This is a genomic window from Dyella sp. RRB7, assembly GCF_022761115.1.
Taxonomy (GTDB): Bacteria; Pseudomonadota; Gammaproteobacteria; order Xanthomonadales; family Rhodanobacteraceae; genus Dyella.
This window is the reverse complement of sequence record NZ_JAKWJS010000001.1, coordinates 171,092-187,657: the sequence shown is the minus strand read 5'-3', so window position 1 is coordinate 187,657 and position 16,566 is coordinate 171,092. Positions and strand designations below refer to the sequence as shown.

Sequence of the window (16,566 nt, the reverse complement as noted above, 5' to 3'; positions counted from 1 at the left end):
CATGGCCCGTTATCGTGGAGCTACCTGCAAACTCGCCCGTCGTGAGGGTGCAGATCTCAGCCTGAAGAGTCCGGCTCGCGCCATCGACTCCAAGTGCAAACTGGAAAACAAGCCCGGCCAGCACGGCGCCAACAAGCGCATGCGCATGTCGGACTACGCCAACCAGCTGCGTGAAAAGCAGAAGGTCAAGCGCATCTACGGCGTGCTCGAGCGCCAGTTCAGCAACTACTACTCCAAGGCGTCGACCCTCAAGGGCAACACCGGCGAGAACCTGCTGCGCCTGCTCGAAAGCCGTCTGGACAACGTCGTCTATCGCATGGGTTTCGCGGTCACCCGCGCCCAGGCCCGTCAGCTGGTCAGCCACAAGGCTGTGCTGGTCAACGGCAAGAAGGTGAACATTCCGTCGTACCAGGTTCGTCCGGGCGACGCGATTGCCCTGACCGAGCGTGCCCGCGCCCAGCTGCGCGTGCAGGAAGCGGCAACCGTGTTCGACACCATGGACCTTCGCCCGCAGTGGGTGGAAGTCGACAGCAAGAAGTTCGAAGGTACGTTCAAGGCGATGCCGGACCGCGGCGATCTGCCGACCGACATCAACGAGAGCCTGATCGTCGAGCTTTACTCGAAGTAATCAACCGGAGCCCTGCATGGCAGTTTCGTCTACTAGCGTGCTGCGGCCTCGCGGCCTCAGCGTCGAGCAACTCGGAGCCAACCGCGCCAAGGTGGTGGTCGAGCCGCTCGAGCGTGGTTTCGGCCACACCCTGGGCAACGCGCTGCGCCGCGTGCTGCTCTCCTCGATCCCTGGCAGTGCCATCGTCGAGGTGGAAATTGATGGCGTGCTGCACGAGTACACCACGCTTGAGGGTCTGCAGGAGGACGTGATCGAAGTCCTGCTGAACCTCAAGGATGTGGCCATCCGTCAGCATTCGGGTGATGAAGTCACCCTGACCTTGTCCAAGAAGGGCAAGGGCGTGGTCACCGCCGGCGACATCGCCGTCGACCACTCGGTGGAAATCATCAACCCCGAGCATGTGATCTGCCATCTGACCAAGGACATCGCTCTCAACATGCGCCTGAAGGTGCGTCGCGGCGTCGGCTACCAGCCGGCCAGCGCGCGCCAGCATCCGGATGATGAAGCCCGTCCGATCGGCCGCCTACAGCTCGACGCGTCGTTCGCGCCGGTGCTTCGCGTGGCTTACGAAGTTGACGCCGCTCGTGTCGAGCAGCGCACCAACCTCGACAAGCTGGTGCTGGATATCGAGACCAACGGCACCATCGGTGCGGAAGACGCGGTTCGCAAGGCCGCCGAAATCCTCAACGACCAGCTGTCGGTGTTCGGTGATTTCTCGCGTCGCGAGAGCGCCACGGACAAGGCGGAGAAGGGCGGTTTCGACCCGCTGCTGCTGCGTCCGATCGACGATCTGGAGCTCACCGTGCGTTCGGCCAACTGCCTGAAGGCCGAGAGCATCTACTACATCGGCGATCTGGTTCAGAAGACCGAAGTCGAGCTGCTCAAGACGCCGAACCTGGGCAAGAAGTCGCTGACCGAAATCAAGGACGTCCTTGGCGGTCGTGGCCTCGCTCTTGGCATGAAGCTCGAAAACTGGCCGCCGCCGGGCTTGTCCCACGGCATGCAGTTGGGCTGATGATTCAGGCGATCGTTTGCGATCGCGGTGGTACCGATGACCTGGCGAGTGCATGCGAGCATGCGCTCGCCAGTCTCTTTAAGCGGCGTACACAGCCGCGGTGTTGGCGATCAGGCTTGATCGCGTTATTTGGCGATACGGCGAACGTGCGGAATGCATGCTTGATCTGACGCCAGCAGCGACCCTCTTGGTCGCGCTTCCTCATAAAGAGCCCGTTTTAAGCAAGGCTCACAATAGCGGGTAACCGCGGGAAGCTGGACAGCATTGCCAGCTTTTCATAACAACAGACTAGAGAGTAAAAGCCATGCGCCACCAGAAATCCGGACGCAAACTCAATCGCACCAGTTCGCATCGCGAAGCCATGTTCAAGAACATGGCCGCCTCGCTGATCAAGCACGAGCTGATCCGCACCACGCTGCCCAAGGCGAAGGAACTTCGCCGTGTGGCCGAGCCGCTGATCACGCTCGCCAAGACCGATGGCGTGGCCAATCGCCGCCTTGCTTTCGCGCGCCTGCGCGACAAGGAAGCCGTGGGCAAGCTGTTCATCGAGCTGGGCCCCCGTTACCGCGAGCGTCCCGGCGGTTACCTGCGTATCCTCAAGGCCGGCTTCCGCCCGGGCGACAACGCGCCGATGGCGTATGTCGAACTGGTCGATCGCCCGCGCGCTGAGGCGGCTGCCGAGTAATCGGTTGCCACCCCGTGTATGACAAAACCCCGGCCGGGTAACCTGCCGGGGTTTTGTTTTTTGCGCTCCTGCCGGGTTGAGGCAGGGCTGACAGGGGCGGGGCGTAGCGGTTAATGTCGCTGTCTCGCAACGCGCAACATGGCTGCCATGAATCCTTTCCGCTGGTCGTACCGGGTCACCTATCTCGTCGGCTTTTTCCTCTGCGCGGCCTTGCTGGGGTATGCGCTTTATGCCGAACACGTGCTGGGCATGGTTCCGTGTCCGCTGTGCATCTTCCAGCGCATCGCCTTCATGGTCATGGGCGTGTTCTTTTTGCTCGGTGGCTTGCATGCTCCGCGCGGCGGTGGCCGTTGGGTCTATGCCGGGGGCGTCCTGCTGGGCGCGGCGGCTGGTATCGCCACGGCGGCGCGGCATCTGTGGCTGCAGACGCTGCCGGCGGACCAGATCCCTTCCTGTGGCCCCAATCTCGGCTACATGATGGATACGTTTCCGTTCGCCAAGGTGCTTAAAATGGTTTTCACCGGTTCGGGCGAATGCGCCAAGATCGAGCCGGTGTTTGGGCTGCCGATGCCGGCGTGGACGCTGGCCTGGTATCTGCTGTTGGCCTTCGCGGCGATCTACGCCGCCGCGCGCAAGCGCGCCAGAGGGGCTAGGTGATGTCTCACGTCCTGCCTGCCGTTCCTTCCTCTGTCTCGATTTCCGGCGACTGGACGCCGGGCAGCTGGCAGCGGCGCCAAGCCTTGCAGCAACCGCAATACCAGGATGCCGCTGAGCTGGCCCGGGCCACCGGGCAGCTCGCCTCGCTGCCGCCGCTGGTGACCTCGTGGGAGGTGTTGGCGCTGAAGCACGCGCTGGCGGAGGCCCAGGAGGGCAAGCGTTTCCTGTTGCAGGGCGGCGATTGCGCCGAGAGCTTTGCCGACTGCACCAGCCCGATCATCTCCAACCGGCTCAAGGTGCTGTTGCAGATGAGCCTGGTGCTGGTGCATGGCCTCAAGCGGCCGGTGCTGCGCGTGGGGCGTTTCGCGGGCCAGTACGCCAAGCCGCGCTCGGCCGATAGCGAGACGCGCGATGGCGTGACGCTGCCGAGTTTTCGCGGCGACCTGGTCAACGGCCCGGAATTCACCCCCGAGGCGCGGAGGCCTGATCCGCAGCGGCTGATCCAGGCCCATTCGCACTCCGCGCTGACCATGAATTTCGTGCGCGCGCTGATCGACGGCGGTTTCGCCGACCTGCATCACCCCGAATACTGGGACCTGGCCTGGGTCGAGCACTCGCCGCTGGCGGCGGAGTACCGGCGCATGGTCGCCGCCATCGGTGACTCGCTGCGCTTCATGGAGACGCTGGCCGGGCCGATCGCCGGTTTCTCGCGGGTGGATTTCTTCACTTCGCACGAGGCCTTGCTGCTGCACTATGAGGAGGCGTTGACGCGTCAGGTGCCGCGGCACCAGGGCTGGTTCAACCTGTCGACGCATTTCCCGTGGATCGGCATGCGCACGGCGGCCCTCGACGGGGCGCACGTGGAGTATTTCCGCGGCATCCGCAATCCGATCGCGGTGAAGGTGGGGCCGTCGGTCACGCCGGCGCAGCTGTTGCCGCTGATCGATGCGCTCAACCCCGAGGACGAGCCGGGGCGGCTGACGCTGATCCACCGCATGGGCAATGCCCAGATCGGCAGTGCGCTGCCGCCCTTGCTGGCCGCGGTGAAGCGCGAGGGACGCCGGGTGCTGTGGGTGGCCGATCCGATGCACGGCAATACGGAGAGCACGTCCAATGGCTACAAGACGCGCCGCTTCGACAATATCCGGGGCGAACTGGACCAGGCCTTCGATATCCACGCGGCGGCCGGCACTCGCCTGGGCGGCGTACACCTGGAGCTGACCGGCGAGGATGTCACCGAATGCATGGGGGGGGCGCGTGACCTGAATGAGGCGGACCTCGATCGTGCCTACAAGTCCATGGTCGATCCGCGCCTCAACTATGAGCAGTCGCTGGAGCTGGCGATGCTGATCGTGCGCAAATCCGTGGGTACGACGGGCGTCTGAGGCGTTCCTCGGTGCAGGGCCAGGGCAACAGCCCGGCATGCGCCGGGCTTTCCTTGTAAGGGGATTGCAATGTCTCCGTCTCGCTCGTCCCTGAAGATGAGCGTTCGATGAACCCGTGAGCGGATTTCCTGAGAGAATGGCGCAACGCACGCGCAGTTCCGAACTTCAGATCCCACGGGATCGCCGGGAAGGGATGCGGCTTCCGGACAGGATTTGGCACGAGTCGATGGTTACTGCAACGAACGGAACGAACGGCAAGGCGCTGCGCGCCGCATTCCGCGAAGGTTGGCGGCAGCTCGGCGTGACTGTCGCCTACGCGGTTTGCTACACGCTGCTGCGCGATGTGTCGGTGTCCCATTGGAATCTCCCGGCGGGATTGCGCGTGCTTTGCCTGTTGCTGGTGCCCTACCGTTATTGGCCGGCGCTGTTCGTGGGCGAGGCCCTGCCGCTGGCTTACCTGGGCTGGTCGAACCACGACCGCTTCGGATGGATGTGGGCCTGCCTGCTTGCGGTGCCTCCCATCCTGCTCAGTGCGCCCTGGTTTGCCTGGTGTCGCCGCCGCATGACGTTGTTCCGTGGCGGACAGGCCAATATGGGCATGCTGCTGTCGAGCATCCTGGCGGAAGCGACCGTTGGCGCTCTCGCCAACACCATGACCCTGGCCGTGATGCACATGCCAGCGGGTGAAGTGGCGCCGGCGATCACCTGGCAGATCGTGTTGAACTATTTTCTGGGTAGTTATTTGGGCGCGTTGACGCTGGTGCCGCTGTTCTTCGCGCTGCGGCCCGGCGCTTCATGGCGGCGCGTTGCCTGGGCCGATGTCATGAAGAGCGCTTTGGCCAAGGACTGCGTGACAGGTGTGCTGCCGCCTCTGTTGTTGCTGCTGTGGATGGCGATGTCCGTCCACCACGTCGACCTGGTGCAGGTAGCGCGCATAGCGATGTTCCTGCCCGTCGCGTGGTTGACCCTGCGACATGGCTGGCAGGGCGGGGCGATTGCCGGCGCCTTGGCCAGCGTGGCGGTGCAGCTCACCATGACCGTCGTGCGCGATCCGGCGGTGATCCAGGCGCAGGCGCTGATCGCTTTTGCGGTGTCGAGCCTGCTTATGCTGGGCGCGCGCCTGCCGCGAAAAGCGGTGGACGACGGACGGCCTGACGTCGAGGTTCTGCGCGGGTTTCACCTCGCCCAGCAGGGTCTCTACCAGGAGGAACTGCGCCTGCGTCATGTGGCCGAATCACTGGACCGACTCGGCCAGTCGATGCGCGAGGGCCAGAAGCGGATGATGGATCGCCTGCTGCCCGTGCTGCCGGAAAACACCCGGTATGCCTACGCGCGCTACCTGGACCTCACCCAGCTGGAGATGCAGCGCCTGGCCAATGCCCTGCATCCGCGCTCGTGGCGGGAGCGCGGGCTGGCCGCCACCTTCGAAGAAGGGCCGCTGTTGCAGGCGTCTTCATTGGTCGGTGCGTCGTATCGCTGCGAATGGACGGGCAATGGGCTGGACCGGCTTGCCCCGGATGTCCACCTGATGCTCTATCGGCAGGCCTGCGAGGTACTGGTCTACATGCTGGCGCGCGAGCCGCTGCGGTGTATTCGGGTGCAGATCCGCGGCGGCTTCACGCGCGGCCGGCGCTGGGTGGTGTTGCGCATCACGGGCCTGCGGGCCGCGCCCGCGCAACGGGGCAAGCCGGTGCCGGAATGGCGGCAGCTGGTATCGCTGCTGGGAACCAATGGCCAGGGCATTGCCACCATTCGCGAGCGCGCGCTCATCTATGGCGGGATCGTGCACCAGCACGAGGATGACGAACGCCTCGGCGTCACGCTGCTGCTGCATGACGCATTGCGTACCGAGCCCGCCGTGACCACCGGCGTCGAGCTTGGGCGGCCGGTTTCCATCTAGTTTGTCGCAGCACAGTTCGCCGTAGCTGGATAGCCGCCACGCGCAATGCGCTGCGGCATGATGTCGCGAAACCGAAGCTTGTCGGCGCTTGTCGTGGCCTAACCAGGGGCGACGCCTATAATCGCGTGACCGACGGCGGTGGCTGGCCGTCCTGGCAATCGCGCCATCACGCGCATGACGGGAACATCATGAAAAGGCTCTCAGCGAAGCTGTGGCAGGTGAAGCGTGTCGTCGGTCCATGCATGCTGCTGATGATGGCGGCATCCGTCGCTCATGCGCAGGATGCGCCGCATCCGGTGATTCCTGACACCATCCAGCAACGCATTGCCGCCTGCACGGCCTGTCACGGTGTGCACGGCGAGGGCACGCCAGAGAGTGGTTTCTTCCCGCGCCTGGCAGGCAAGCCGGCCGGATACCTCGCCCGACAGTTGCAGGATTTCCAGGATGGCCTGCGCAAGTACGGCCCCATGGAATACACGGTGCGCCAGCTCAGCCCCGAGTACATGCGCGAGATCGCCGCCTATTTCTCCGCACAAGACGTGCCCTACACCCGTTCGCCGATGCCGCGTCTTTCGGGCGATGCGCTCCAGCGGGGCGAACAGCTGGTGACGCACGGCGATCCGTCGCGAAAGATCCCGGCCTGCTCCGCCTGCCATGGCGCGCAGCTTACCGGCGTGCAACCGGATATTCCGGGCCTGATCGGCCTGCCCTATGACTACATCAGCTCGCAGCTCGGTTCGTGGCGGACCAGGACGCGAGCCACGGTGGCGCCCGATTGCATGTCGGAGATCGCCAATCGGCTCAGCGAATCGGATATCAGCGCGGTATCGGCATGGCTGGCGGGACGTGAGCTGCCGGGGGACATGCACGCGCAGCCGGCCGGCTCGGTGACTCCGCCGCTGCATTGCGGCGTGCTGGGCGACAAGGGAGATGGCGTATGAAGCGCGTGATCGTCATCGTGGTCGTGCTGCTGGCGTTGGTGCTCATCGGTGGATGGTGGTGGCGCAGCGGCACAACGCAGCCGGTGTCGCCCGCGGCGAGTGCGGTGAGCGCGGCCACCTTGAAGGACCCGGCGCTCATTGCCAAGGGCGAGTACCTTGCCACCGTGGGTGACTGCGCGGCGTGCCATACCGAGCAGGGTGGCGCGCGTTATGCCGGCGGCCGCGTGCTGGCCACGCCGTTTGGCAATATTCCCGCGCCCAACATCACGCCCGATCGCGAGACGGGCCTGGGCGACTGGAGCTTCGAGGATTTCTGGCAGGCGCTGCACAGCGGCCGTGGCCGCCACGGCGAGCTGCTTTATCCCGTGTTCTCCTACACCTCGTTCACCAAGGTCACGCATGACGACGCGCTGGCGATGTTCGCCTACCTGCAGTCGTTGCCGCCGGTGCACCAGCCGGCCAAGCCGCTGGGGCTGGATTTCCCGTACAACGTGCGCAGCAGCCTCAATGCCTGGCGTGCGCTGTATTTCCGCGAGGGCACGTACCAGCCCGATCCGGGCAAGTCCGAGGCGTGGAACCGGGGCGCCTACCTGGTGCAGGGGCTGGGCCATTGCAATGAATGCCACGCGCCGCGCGATTCGCTGGGCGGCATGCAGAGCAATCCGTCGCTGGCCGGCGGACAGATTCCCGCACAGAACTGGTACGCGCCCGATCTCAGCACGCAGGCCAACGGTGGCCTCGCCGGCTGGAGCGAGCAGGACATCGTCGACCTGCTGAAGACCGGCCAGTCGGCACGCGGCACCGCATTCGGACCGATGGCCGAAGTGGTGGCGCGCAGCACGCAGCATCTGCAGGACGACGACCTGCACGCGATCGCCACCTACCTGCAGTCGCTGCCGGCACGCGCGCCGGTGGCGGCGGACCGCTCGCCGCTGGATACCCGCGCCATCCTTGCCCAGGGGGCGAAGGTGTACGCGGATCGTTGCGCCGATTGCCACGGCAAGGACGGCAACGGCGTGGCGGGCATCTATCCGCCGCTGAACGGCAACTCCTCGGTGAACGAGCCGACCGGCATCAATGCCGTGCGCGTGGTGCTGCTGGGCGGTTTCGCGCCGCTGACGGCCGGCAATCCGCGGCCGTACTCGATGCCGCCTTTCGCCCAGCAGCTCAACGACAGCGACGTGGCCGCGGTGGTGACCTATATCCGCCAGGCATGGACGAACAACGCGTCACCCATACTCGAGCGCGATGTGATCAAGAACCGGCATACGCCGATCGATTGACCGGGGCGAGGCAACCGGCGCCCGTCAGCGTCGCGCGCAGCGCCTCGTCGAGCGGCGTATACAACGGGCCGTCGAGGAACGCCTGCAGTTTTTCGTCATCGAGCCGGATCGGTTCGCGCCACAGATAGCGCATCTTGGTCAGCTCGCGCAGCGTTTCGTTGAAGGGCGCGGCAAGCCGCGCCAGCCACCATGGGAAATGCCCGGCCCGGATGCCGGGGTTGTCCGTCGCATGGCGCAGCGCGGCGAGCATGCCGTGGCCATCGAGCCAATAGCCGCCGAAATGGAAGGTGGCGAACGGCGGCAGTTCGGCGTCGCGATCGAGCAGCCGGGCCATTACCTCGGCGACATCCGGCAGGTAGGCCCAGCTATGACCCAGGCCGTAGTCGCCGGGATAAAGCATGCGTCGCACCGGCGCACCCTGGCGGATCAGTCCCTGCGCCAGCCAGTTGTTGCCGGCATGCGGTCCGAAAAAATCGCCGCAGCGCAGGACCAGGCTGGATACGCCTTCGGCGGCGGCCGCTTGCAGGCGACGCTCCATCTCGGCACGAATCTCGCCCTTGCGCGTGGGTGGATGTTGCGGCGAGCGCTCGGTCAGCCGCGGAAAGGCGTCGGGCCCGTAGTTGTAGATGGTGCCGGGCAACACGACGCGGGCGCCATGGGCGCGCGCCGCGGCGATGGTGTGGTCCAGCATGGGCAGCACCAGCCGGTTCCAGCCCCGGTAGCCCGGCGGATTCACGGCGTGGACGATCACGGCCACGCCGGCTGCGGCCTGGCGCACGTCGTCGGCGTTCATGGCATCACCCACCCGCCATTCAATGCCGTTGCGTTGGCTGTCTGCCGGCGGCCGGCGCACCAGGGCGCGTACCTTCCAGCCATGCCGACGCAGGGCCGAGCAGGCCTCGCGGCCGATGCCGCCGTTGGCGCCGATGACCAGGGCCGTCTTGGAAGTGTCCATAGTGCTGTCCTCATCCTCATCAGTGGAGTCGACCCCTAGCTTGGGCGTCCAGGGCATCAATGAAAATTGCCTAATGACGAAGATCAGGTATAAAAATATGCATGGCCAATCCTGATCCCAGCTGGGAGTTGTACCGATCGTTCCTCGCGGTGATGCGCGAGGGCAGCCTGTCCGGGGCAGCACGGGCGTTGGGCATGACCCAGCCCAGCCTGGGCCGGCATATGCGGGAGCTGGAGTCCGCCCTGGGCGCGGTGCTGTTTGCCCGCTCGCCGCAGGGGCTGGCGCCCACCGAGCTGGCGCGCGAACTGGTCGCGCATGCCGAGGCCATGGCGTCGGCCTCGGCCGCCTTGCGGCGAACGGCGTCGGCCGGGCGCGACGAGATCAGCGGCGCCGTACGCATCAGCGCCAGCGTGGTCATCGGCGCGGAAGTGCTGCCGCCGATCCTTACCGCCTTCCGGGAACGGCATCCGGGCATCGTGATCGAGCTGGTGCTGTCCAACCAGGCGACGGACGTGCTGCGGCGCGATGCCGATATCGCCATCCGCATGGTGCAGCCCACGCAGGACGCGCTGGTGGCGCGGCAGGTCGGCAGGGTGATGCTGGGGTTGTTCGCGCACCGGCGCTATCTGGACGCGCACGGGCGTCCCGGCACGCTCGCCGAGCTGGCCGGACATGCCTTGATCGGTTTCGATACCGAGCTGCCGTATATCCGGCGCCTGCGGCCCGAGGGCCTGCCCTACACGCGCGAGCATTTCGCCTTGCGCACCGATGACGACTTGGCCGCGCTGGCGGCCTTGCGCGCCGGCTTCGGCATCGGCATCGCCCAGGTCAACCTGGCGCAGCGCGATGCCCAACTGGTGCGCCTGTTGCCCGACGACGTCGCCGTGCCGCTGGATATCTGGACGGTGATGCACGAGGACCTGCGCCAGAGCCTGCGGGTACGCCGACTGTTCGACTACCTGGGCGAGGCCCTGGGCGACTATGCGCGGACTTGAGCGCCGCGTACCCGATCCGCCAGCGCCTGCCACGGCGCAAGATCCCAATGCCCGCGAGCCTGGCCCGAGGGGGAGGGCAGCACGAACAGTTCGGTGACGCCGATGCATTCCTCCTGCAATCCATAACCGGTGGCGCGCCCGAGCACGGCCCGGGCCGCCGCCTTGCTGGTGAAGGCCAGCAGGCCCGGTGCATGGCGCTCGATCCGCGCCTTCAGCGCGGCCACGTCGAAGGCATCGCGCGGCAGCTCGTCATCGTTGCCCATATGGTGCTTGGCCAGGTCGGTGAGGCCGATGCCCAGTGCGGGCAACAACGGGAACTCCGCCGGCGCCAACTGTCGCGGCGTCAGCTGCACCGCATGCAGGGCGCGCCAGAACAGGTTGCCCGGATGGGCGTAGTACGCACCTTCGGCGGCGGAACGGCGACCGGCAGCGGTGCCGCAGAACACCAGCGCCAGGCCTGGTTGCAGCAGGTCGGGAAGAATCGGTTTGCGCATCGCCGTGCAGGATAGCGGTCACTGGTGGGGTGTATCCAATGAAACACTGGCCGGTACACCAAATGACACGATGGCGCGTATTTCACCTGGCCCGAGGCTGCAGCCACCGAAACTGTCATCGGCGACGTGAGCCACGCATCGACAGTGTGCGCGTACTGCCGCTATAAAGATTGTCCATCCAGGGGAGTGCCCGGTGAGCGAAGAAATCCTGATCAACGTGACCCCGCGCGAGACTCGCGTCGGCGTAGTAGAGAACGGCATGTTGCAGGAGGTGCACGTGGAGCGGGCCTCCCGGCGCGGCTATGTGGGCAATGTGTACAAGGGGCGCGTGCAGCGGGTGATGCCCGGCATGCAGGCGGTGTTCGTCGATATCGGGCTGGAGCGCGCGGCGTTCCTGCATGCCTCGGACATCCTGCGCCCGCCGCTGCCGGCGTCGGCCGAAGGCGCCGAACTGGTGCCGGCCGGCAATGGCCATGTGCCGTCGATCAGCGAGCTGGTCCACGAGGGCCAGGAAATCGTGGTGCAGGTGGTCAAGGACCCGATCGGCACCAAGGGCGCGCGCCTGTCCACCCACCTGTCCATCCCTTCGCGCTACCTGGTGCTGCTGCCGCATGCCAAGACGCTGGGCATCTCCGCCCGCATCGAGGAAGAGGCCGAGCGCCAGCGCCTGAAGGAAGTGCTGACCGCGTTGATCGGCGACAACCCGCTGGGCTACATCGTGCGCACCAATGCCGAGGGACAGACCGCCGAGTCGCTGGCCTTCGACGTGACCTACCTGGGCAAGGTATGGCGCGTGGTGCAGGAAAACATCGCCAAGGCCAAGGTGGGCGAGCGGGTGTACGAGGAGTTGTCGTTGCCGCTGCGCAGCCTGCGCGACATGCTCAACGACGACATCGAGAAGGTGCGGGTGGACTCGCGCGAAACCTTCGACAAGGTGGTCAAGTTCGTGCACAAGTTCATGCCCACGCTGGACGACCGCATCGAGCACTACACCGGCGAGCGCCCGATCTTCGACCTGTACGGGGTGGAGGACGAGGTCCAGCGGGCGCTAAGGAAGGAAGTGCCGCTGAAGTCGGGCGGCTACCTGATCGTCGACCAGACCGAGGCGATGACCACCATCGATGTGAATACCGGCGGCTATGTCGGTACGCGAAATCTCGAGGAAACCGTTTACCGCACCAACCTGGAAGCCGCCCAGGCGGCAGCGCGCCAGCTGCGACTGCGCAACCTCGGGGGCATCATCATCATCGACTTCATCGACATGACCGACGAGGAGCATCGGCGCCAGGTGCTGCGCATGCTCGAAAAGGGGCTGGCGCGGGACCACGCCAAGACCACCGTCTACCCGATGTCGGCGCTCGGCCTGGTGGAGATGACGCGCAAGCGCACCACCGAGAGCCTGGAGCGCCAGCTGTGCGAACCGTGTCCCGCCTGCAGCGGCCGGGGCACGGTGAAGACGGCGGAAACGGTCACCTACGAGATTTTTCGCGAAATCACCCGGGCGGTGCGTCAGTTCAACACCGAAAAACTGCTGGTCATGGCCAGCCCCAAGGTCGTCGGGCGCATCCTGGAGGAGGAATCCGTCGCGGTGGCCGAATTGGAAGAGTTCATCTCCAAAAGCATACGCTTCCAGCCCGAAGAGCATTATTCGCAGGAACAGTTCGATGTGGTTTTGCTTTAAGACGCCATCCCGGGGGGGATGCCGCGTCGTGAGCTTGCCGTGATCCCCCTGTGGCAGAAGCGCCTGCACCAGGGCGCGCGCCTGCTGGGCTGGGTCGCGGGCGTAGCGCTGATTTCGCTGGCTGTGCTGATGGCACTGGCCCAGCTGCTGCTGCCTACGCTGGCCAGCCACCCCGAGTGGGTCGCCGCACAGTTGAGCGCCCAATTGCAGCGCCCGGTGACGTTCCAGTCGCTGGAGGGACACCAGCAACCCGCCGGCCCGCTGTTCGTGATGCGTGGCTTGACGGTCGAGTCGACCGACGGCGGCGTGCCGCTGCATATCCCCGAGGCCGAGCTGAAACTGGATTTCGGCGGTTGGCTGCTGCCGGGTCGGCACCTGCTTAACCTGCGCGCGCGCGGGCTGCAGCTGGATCTCAGCCGCGACCTGGATGGTGCGTGGCATATCAACGGCATCGGCCTGGCCGGCGGCGAGGAGCGGCAGAAGCCGGCGTTTGGGCAATTGTCGGTGGGCCTGTGGCTGCGAGATGTCCGGCTGGAGATCACCGACAACCGCCTGGGGAAACACTATGCATTGCTGGCCGACCAGCTACGGCTGAGCCACCAGGGCCGGCGTATCCGCGTGGGTGCCTTGCTGCGCCGCGAGGGCGTGCCCAGCCAGTTGCGCGGCGCGGGCAGCTTCAGTGACGACGGTGCCGACGGCAAGCTGTGGATCAGCGGCACGGATATCGATTTACGCGCCCTGTCGTCCGACGTCGATATGGGCGGCTATACGGCTGAAAGCGGCTCCGGCTCGTTCGAGAGCTGGCTCGACTGGCGCGATGCGAAGATCGTGCGCAGTCTCACGCGCTTGCATGTCGCGCAGTTGTCGATCACCAATCCGGATGGCGCACGCGCTGTCGTTTCCGAGCTGGACGGGTTGGCCGAGCTGGCCGTGAAGAGCGATGGCTACACCTTGCGCTGGGCCAGCGATGACGGCGGCGCCGTGGCCGCCAGCCTGCGTGGCCTGGGCACCGACCAGGCCCAGGTTGAAGTGAATGCACGACATCTGCAGCTGGCGCCGCTGGCGCCGTGGCTGGCGCTCAAGCCGCAGCTGTCGCCCGCGCTGGCGCAGTGGGTGGGCAGTGGCAAGCCGCGTGGCGAAATCTCGCAGGCAAGTTTGCGCTGGAGTCATGTCGACGGGCTGCAGATGCTGGACGCCAGCTTCGATGGCCTGGCGATCGATCCCGTGGGCAAGTTGCCGGGCGTGGATGGGCTGCATGGCGAGCTGCGTGGCGATGCCGAGGCGTTGTCGTTGTCGTTGCCCAGCCAGTCCACCGTGCTGCGCTTTCCCCATACGTTCCGCGAACCGTTCACCATGTCGCAGTTCGGCGGTGACGTCGCGTTCTGGCACCAGGACGATGCCTGGCATATCGGCATCGATCCGTTGGCCTTCCAGGGGGCCGGCTTCGGCGGCGAAGCGCGCGGCGAAGTGGCGCTGCCCGATGCGGGTGGGCGTCCGTTCCTCGACCTGTACGCGTCGCTGAGCCATGCCGACGTCGACGCCGCCAAACTGTTCTGGCCGATCGACTCGATGTCCCCGGCGGCCATCCAGTGGCTCGACCAGGCGCTGGTCAGCGGCAAGCTCGACAGCGGCGACGTGCTGGTGCGCGGCGATCTGAAGGACTGGCCGTTCCACTACAACGAAGGCCGGTTCGAGGCGCACGCGGTATTGAGCGATCTCGAACTCGACTATGGCAAGGACTGGCCGCACGCCCAGGGCATCAGCGCCGTCGCCAGCTTCGTCAACAGCGGCATGCTGGTGGAGGCCAGCGCGGGCGAGTCGCTGGGCAACAAGGTGGACCGCGCCGTTGCGCTAATTCCCGAACTTGGCCACACCGTGCTGGATCTCAACGTGACCGGCAACGGTACCGGCGCCAGCATGATGGACTTCGTGCGCAAGAGCCCGATTGGCATCCACCAGGCCGACGCACTGTCCAAGATCAATCTGGGCGGCACCGGCAGCTTCGACTTCCATCTGTCGTTGCCGGTGGCCGATGCCAGCCACTTCCTGCTCGAGGGGCGGGCGCAGCTGAAGGACATGGATTTCAACGCGCCGGCGTGGAATCTCAAGTTGGACAAGCTCACCGGGCCGGCCATCTTCGACAAGGCCGGTTTTCACGCGGGGCCGCTCGATACCAGCTTTCACGGACAGCCGTCCAAACTGGACCTGGCCATTGCCGGTGCCACCGGGCAGGCCGATACCTTGCTGGCAGCGAAGCTCAGTGGCCGCTACAACATGGGGGAGCTGACCCAGGGCTACAAACAGCTCGACTGGTTGAGCCAGGTGGCCACGGGCCGCAGCGATTTCACCGTCGGCTTCGGCATCCTGCACACCGGCGGCACGGCGGCCACCACGCAGCAGCTGAGCCTGGATTCGAACCTCGGCGGCATGACGCTGGATTTTCCGGTGCCGCTGAAGAAGCCGGCGGATGCGATGCTGCCCTTGCATATGGACATGAACCTGCCGATGGAAGGCAGCGACGTGCAGTTGAGCGTGGGGCAGGTGGTGAGGGCACGGTTGCGCTTGCCGCAGAACGCCGATCAGTCGCTGGCGGCGACCTTCGCCTTCGGCACCAAGGTGCCCGACAGCATGCCCGACAAAGGCATCCGCATTCGCGGTCGCGCGGCCAAGCTCGACGTTACCGGCTGGGTGCAGTACGCCGCTTCCGGCAGCAGCAGCGGTGGTCCGGGGCTGGAAAGCATCGACGTGAGCACGGACCAGGCGCTGGTGTTTGGCCATCCCTTTGCCAACATGCATCTGCTGGCCACGTCGCAGGCGGATGGTCTTACGGTGGATGTGGATAGCGCCGGGCTGGCCGGACGTTTTGCCGTTCCGCTGGCCGACCTCAACAAGCGCGGCGTGACGGCACGCCTGCAACGACTCTATTGGCCCAAGGATGTGGCGCCGGTGAAGAACGCGGGCGCGGATACGAGCGCGGCGGCGAATGTGGCGGCTTCCTCGTCGGCGCCGAATCCCGCGGCGCCGGTGGTCAATCCTGCCGCCACCGGAATCACCCCGTCGGCACTGCCGCCGTTCCATTTGTGGGTGAGTGACCTGCGCTTTGGCGATTCCAAGCTCGGCGATGCGCGGCTGGAGACCTGGCCCACCGATCACGGCATGCACATCGATCAGCTGCGTACGCTGTCGCGTGGTGTGCAGATCAATGGCGCCGGTGATTGGGATGGCACGGCTGGCGACAGCCACTCCCACATGCGCATCGATTTCGCGGCGGACAACCTGGGCGAGATGCTCGGCGCGTTCGGTTTCGAAGGCTTGTTGGCCGGTGGCAAGGTACGCTCCCAGCTGGATGCCACCTGGCCAGGCGCTCCCTCCGCCATGGAGCTGGGCAATATGGACGGCAAGCTGAGCATCAATGTGACCGACGGTCGCATGCCTGAAGTGACGCCCGGCGTGGCGCGCATCTTCGGCCTGGTGTCGGTGCTGGAACTGCCGCGGCGTCTCTCGCTCAACTTCGGCGACGTGTTCGGCAAGGGCCTGGCCTTCGATGCCATCGTGGGTGATTTCAAGCTGGGCGACGGCAACGCCAACACCGACAACCTGCAGATCCGCAGTCCCGCCGCGGAAATCACCATCAAGGGCCGCACCGGCGTGCGTGCGAAGGACTATGACCTGCAGGTGCTGGCGATTCCGCACGCCGGCAACAGCCTGCCCATCGTGGGCGCGGTGGTGGGCGGTCCCATCGGCATTGCCGCGGGCTTTCTCGCCCAGGGGCTGCTGGGCAAGGGCATCAACCATGCAGCCAGCGCGCGCTACTCGATTACCGGCAGCTGGGACAAGCCGGTGATCACGCTGATCGAGAAGAAGGATGTGACGGTGCCCCCGGCCACGCTGCCACCTGCGGTGCCGGCTGCGACGGCGGCACCCGCGGGCGGCGCACCCTGACGCTT

The 16,566-nt window shown here is 65.9% G+C and carries 13 protein-coding genes; 11 read left to right on the top strand and 2 right to left on the bottom strand.

Features of this window, described 5'->3' with window-relative positions:
• Nucleotide 1 precedes the first annotated feature (1 nt).
• The 8 genes from rpsD (at nt 2) to MJ606_RS00820 (ending at nt 8,494) form a co-directional block, all read left to right on the top strand.
• Nucleotides 2-628, top strand: coding sequence for a 30S ribosomal protein S4 (rpsD, locus tag MJ606_RS00855; RefSeq protein WP_243047485.1), 627 nt, complete (start codon nt 2-4; stop codon nt 626-628).
• 16 nt (nt 629-644) lie between these two features.
• Nucleotides 645-1,643, top strand: a complete 999-nt coding sequence (gene rpoA, locus MJ606_RS00850) for a DNA-directed RNA polymerase subunit alpha (RefSeq protein WP_026033857.1) — start codon at nt 645-647, stop codon at nt 1,641-1,643.
• Nucleotides 1,644-1,947: 304 nt separating this feature from the next.
• The gene (gene rplQ / locus MJ606_RS00845) at nt 1,948-2,328 is read left to right on the top strand and encodes a 50S ribosomal protein L17 (protein ID WP_243047484.1); all 381 of its coding nucleotides are present in this window, start codon (nt 1,948-1,950) and stop codon (nt 2,326-2,328) included.
• A 147-nt stretch (nt 2,329-2,475) separates the two neighbouring features.
• Nucleotides 2,476-2,985, top strand: coding sequence for a disulfide bond formation protein B (locus tag MJ606_RS00840; protein ID WP_243047483.1), 510 nt, complete (start codon nt 2,476-2,478; stop codon nt 2,983-2,985).
• Nucleotides 2,985-4,370 carry a 3-deoxy-7-phosphoheptulonate synthase class II gene (locus tag MJ606_RS00835; RefSeq protein ID WP_243047481.1) on the top strand — a complete coding sequence of 462 codons (1,386 nt, stop codon included), beginning with the start codon at nt 2,985-2,987 and terminating at the stop codon, nt 4,368-4,370. The genes MJ606_RS00840 and MJ606_RS00835 overlap by 1 nt, the downstream gene beginning before the upstream one ends.
• A gap of 226 nt (nt 4,371-4,596) precedes the next feature.
• Nucleotides 4,597-6,270, top strand: a complete 1,674-nt coding sequence (locus MJ606_RS00830) for an MASE1 domain-containing protein (RefSeq protein ID WP_243047480.1) — start codon at nt 4,597-4,599, stop codon at nt 6,268-6,270.
• 242 nt (nt 6,271-6,512) lie between these two features.
• Nucleotides 6,513-7,211, top strand: a complete 699-nt coding sequence (locus tag MJ606_RS00825) for a c-type cytochrome (protein WP_243048550.1) — start codon at nt 6,513-6,515, stop codon at nt 7,209-7,211.
• A complete protein-coding gene (locus MJ606_RS00820; RefSeq protein ID WP_243047478.1) occupies nt 7,208-8,494 on the top strand; it encodes a cytochrome c in 1,287 nt (428 codons plus the stop codon). The genes MJ606_RS00825 and MJ606_RS00820 overlap by 4 nt, the downstream gene beginning before the upstream one ends.
• Here the strand turns inward: MJ606_RS00820 and MJ606_RS00815 are convergent.
• Nucleotides 8,466-9,449, bottom strand: a complete 984-nt coding sequence (locus tag MJ606_RS00815) for an NAD-dependent epimerase/dehydratase family protein (protein WP_243047477.1) — start codon at nt 9,447-9,449, stop codon at nt 8,466-8,468. The two genes, MJ606_RS00820 and MJ606_RS00815, sit on opposite strands and share 29 nt — an antisense overlap.
• Before the next feature lie 101 nt (nt 9,450-9,550).
• On the opposite strand from MJ606_RS00815, the gene MJ606_RS00810 reads away from it, so the two are divergent.
• Nucleotides 9,551-10,444 (top strand): LysR family transcriptional regulator, encoded by an 894-nt coding sequence (locus MJ606_RS00810; protein WP_243047475.1) that lies wholly within the window; start codon nt 9,551-9,553, stop codon nt 10,442-10,444.
• On the opposite strand, the gene MJ606_RS00805 is transcribed toward MJ606_RS00810, so the two are convergent.
• Nucleotides 10,429-10,938 carry a mismatch-specific DNA-glycosylase gene (locus tag MJ606_RS00805; protein ID WP_243047474.1) on the bottom strand — a complete coding sequence of 170 codons (510 nt, stop codon included), beginning with the start codon at nt 10,936-10,938 and terminating at the stop codon, nt 10,429-10,431. The two genes, MJ606_RS00810 and MJ606_RS00805, sit on opposite strands and share 16 nt — an antisense overlap.
• Before the next feature lie 193 nt (nt 10,939-11,131).
• On the opposite strand from MJ606_RS00805, the gene rng reads away from it, so the two are divergent.
• Both rng and MJ606_RS00795 read left to right on the top strand, forming a co-directional pair.
• The gene (gene rng, locus MJ606_RS00800; RefSeq protein WP_243047473.1) at nt 11,132-12,619 is read left to right on the top strand and encodes a ribonuclease G; all 1,488 of its coding nucleotides are present in this window, start codon (nt 11,132-11,134) and stop codon (nt 12,617-12,619) included.
• A gap of 39 nt (nt 12,620-12,658) precedes the next feature.
• On the top strand, nt 12,659-16,561 hold the full coding sequence (locus MJ606_RS00795; protein ID WP_243047472.1) for a YhdP family protein: 3,903 nt from the start codon (nt 12,659-12,661) through the stop codon (nt 16,559-16,561).
• Nucleotides 16,562-16,566 lie beyond the last annotated feature (5 nt).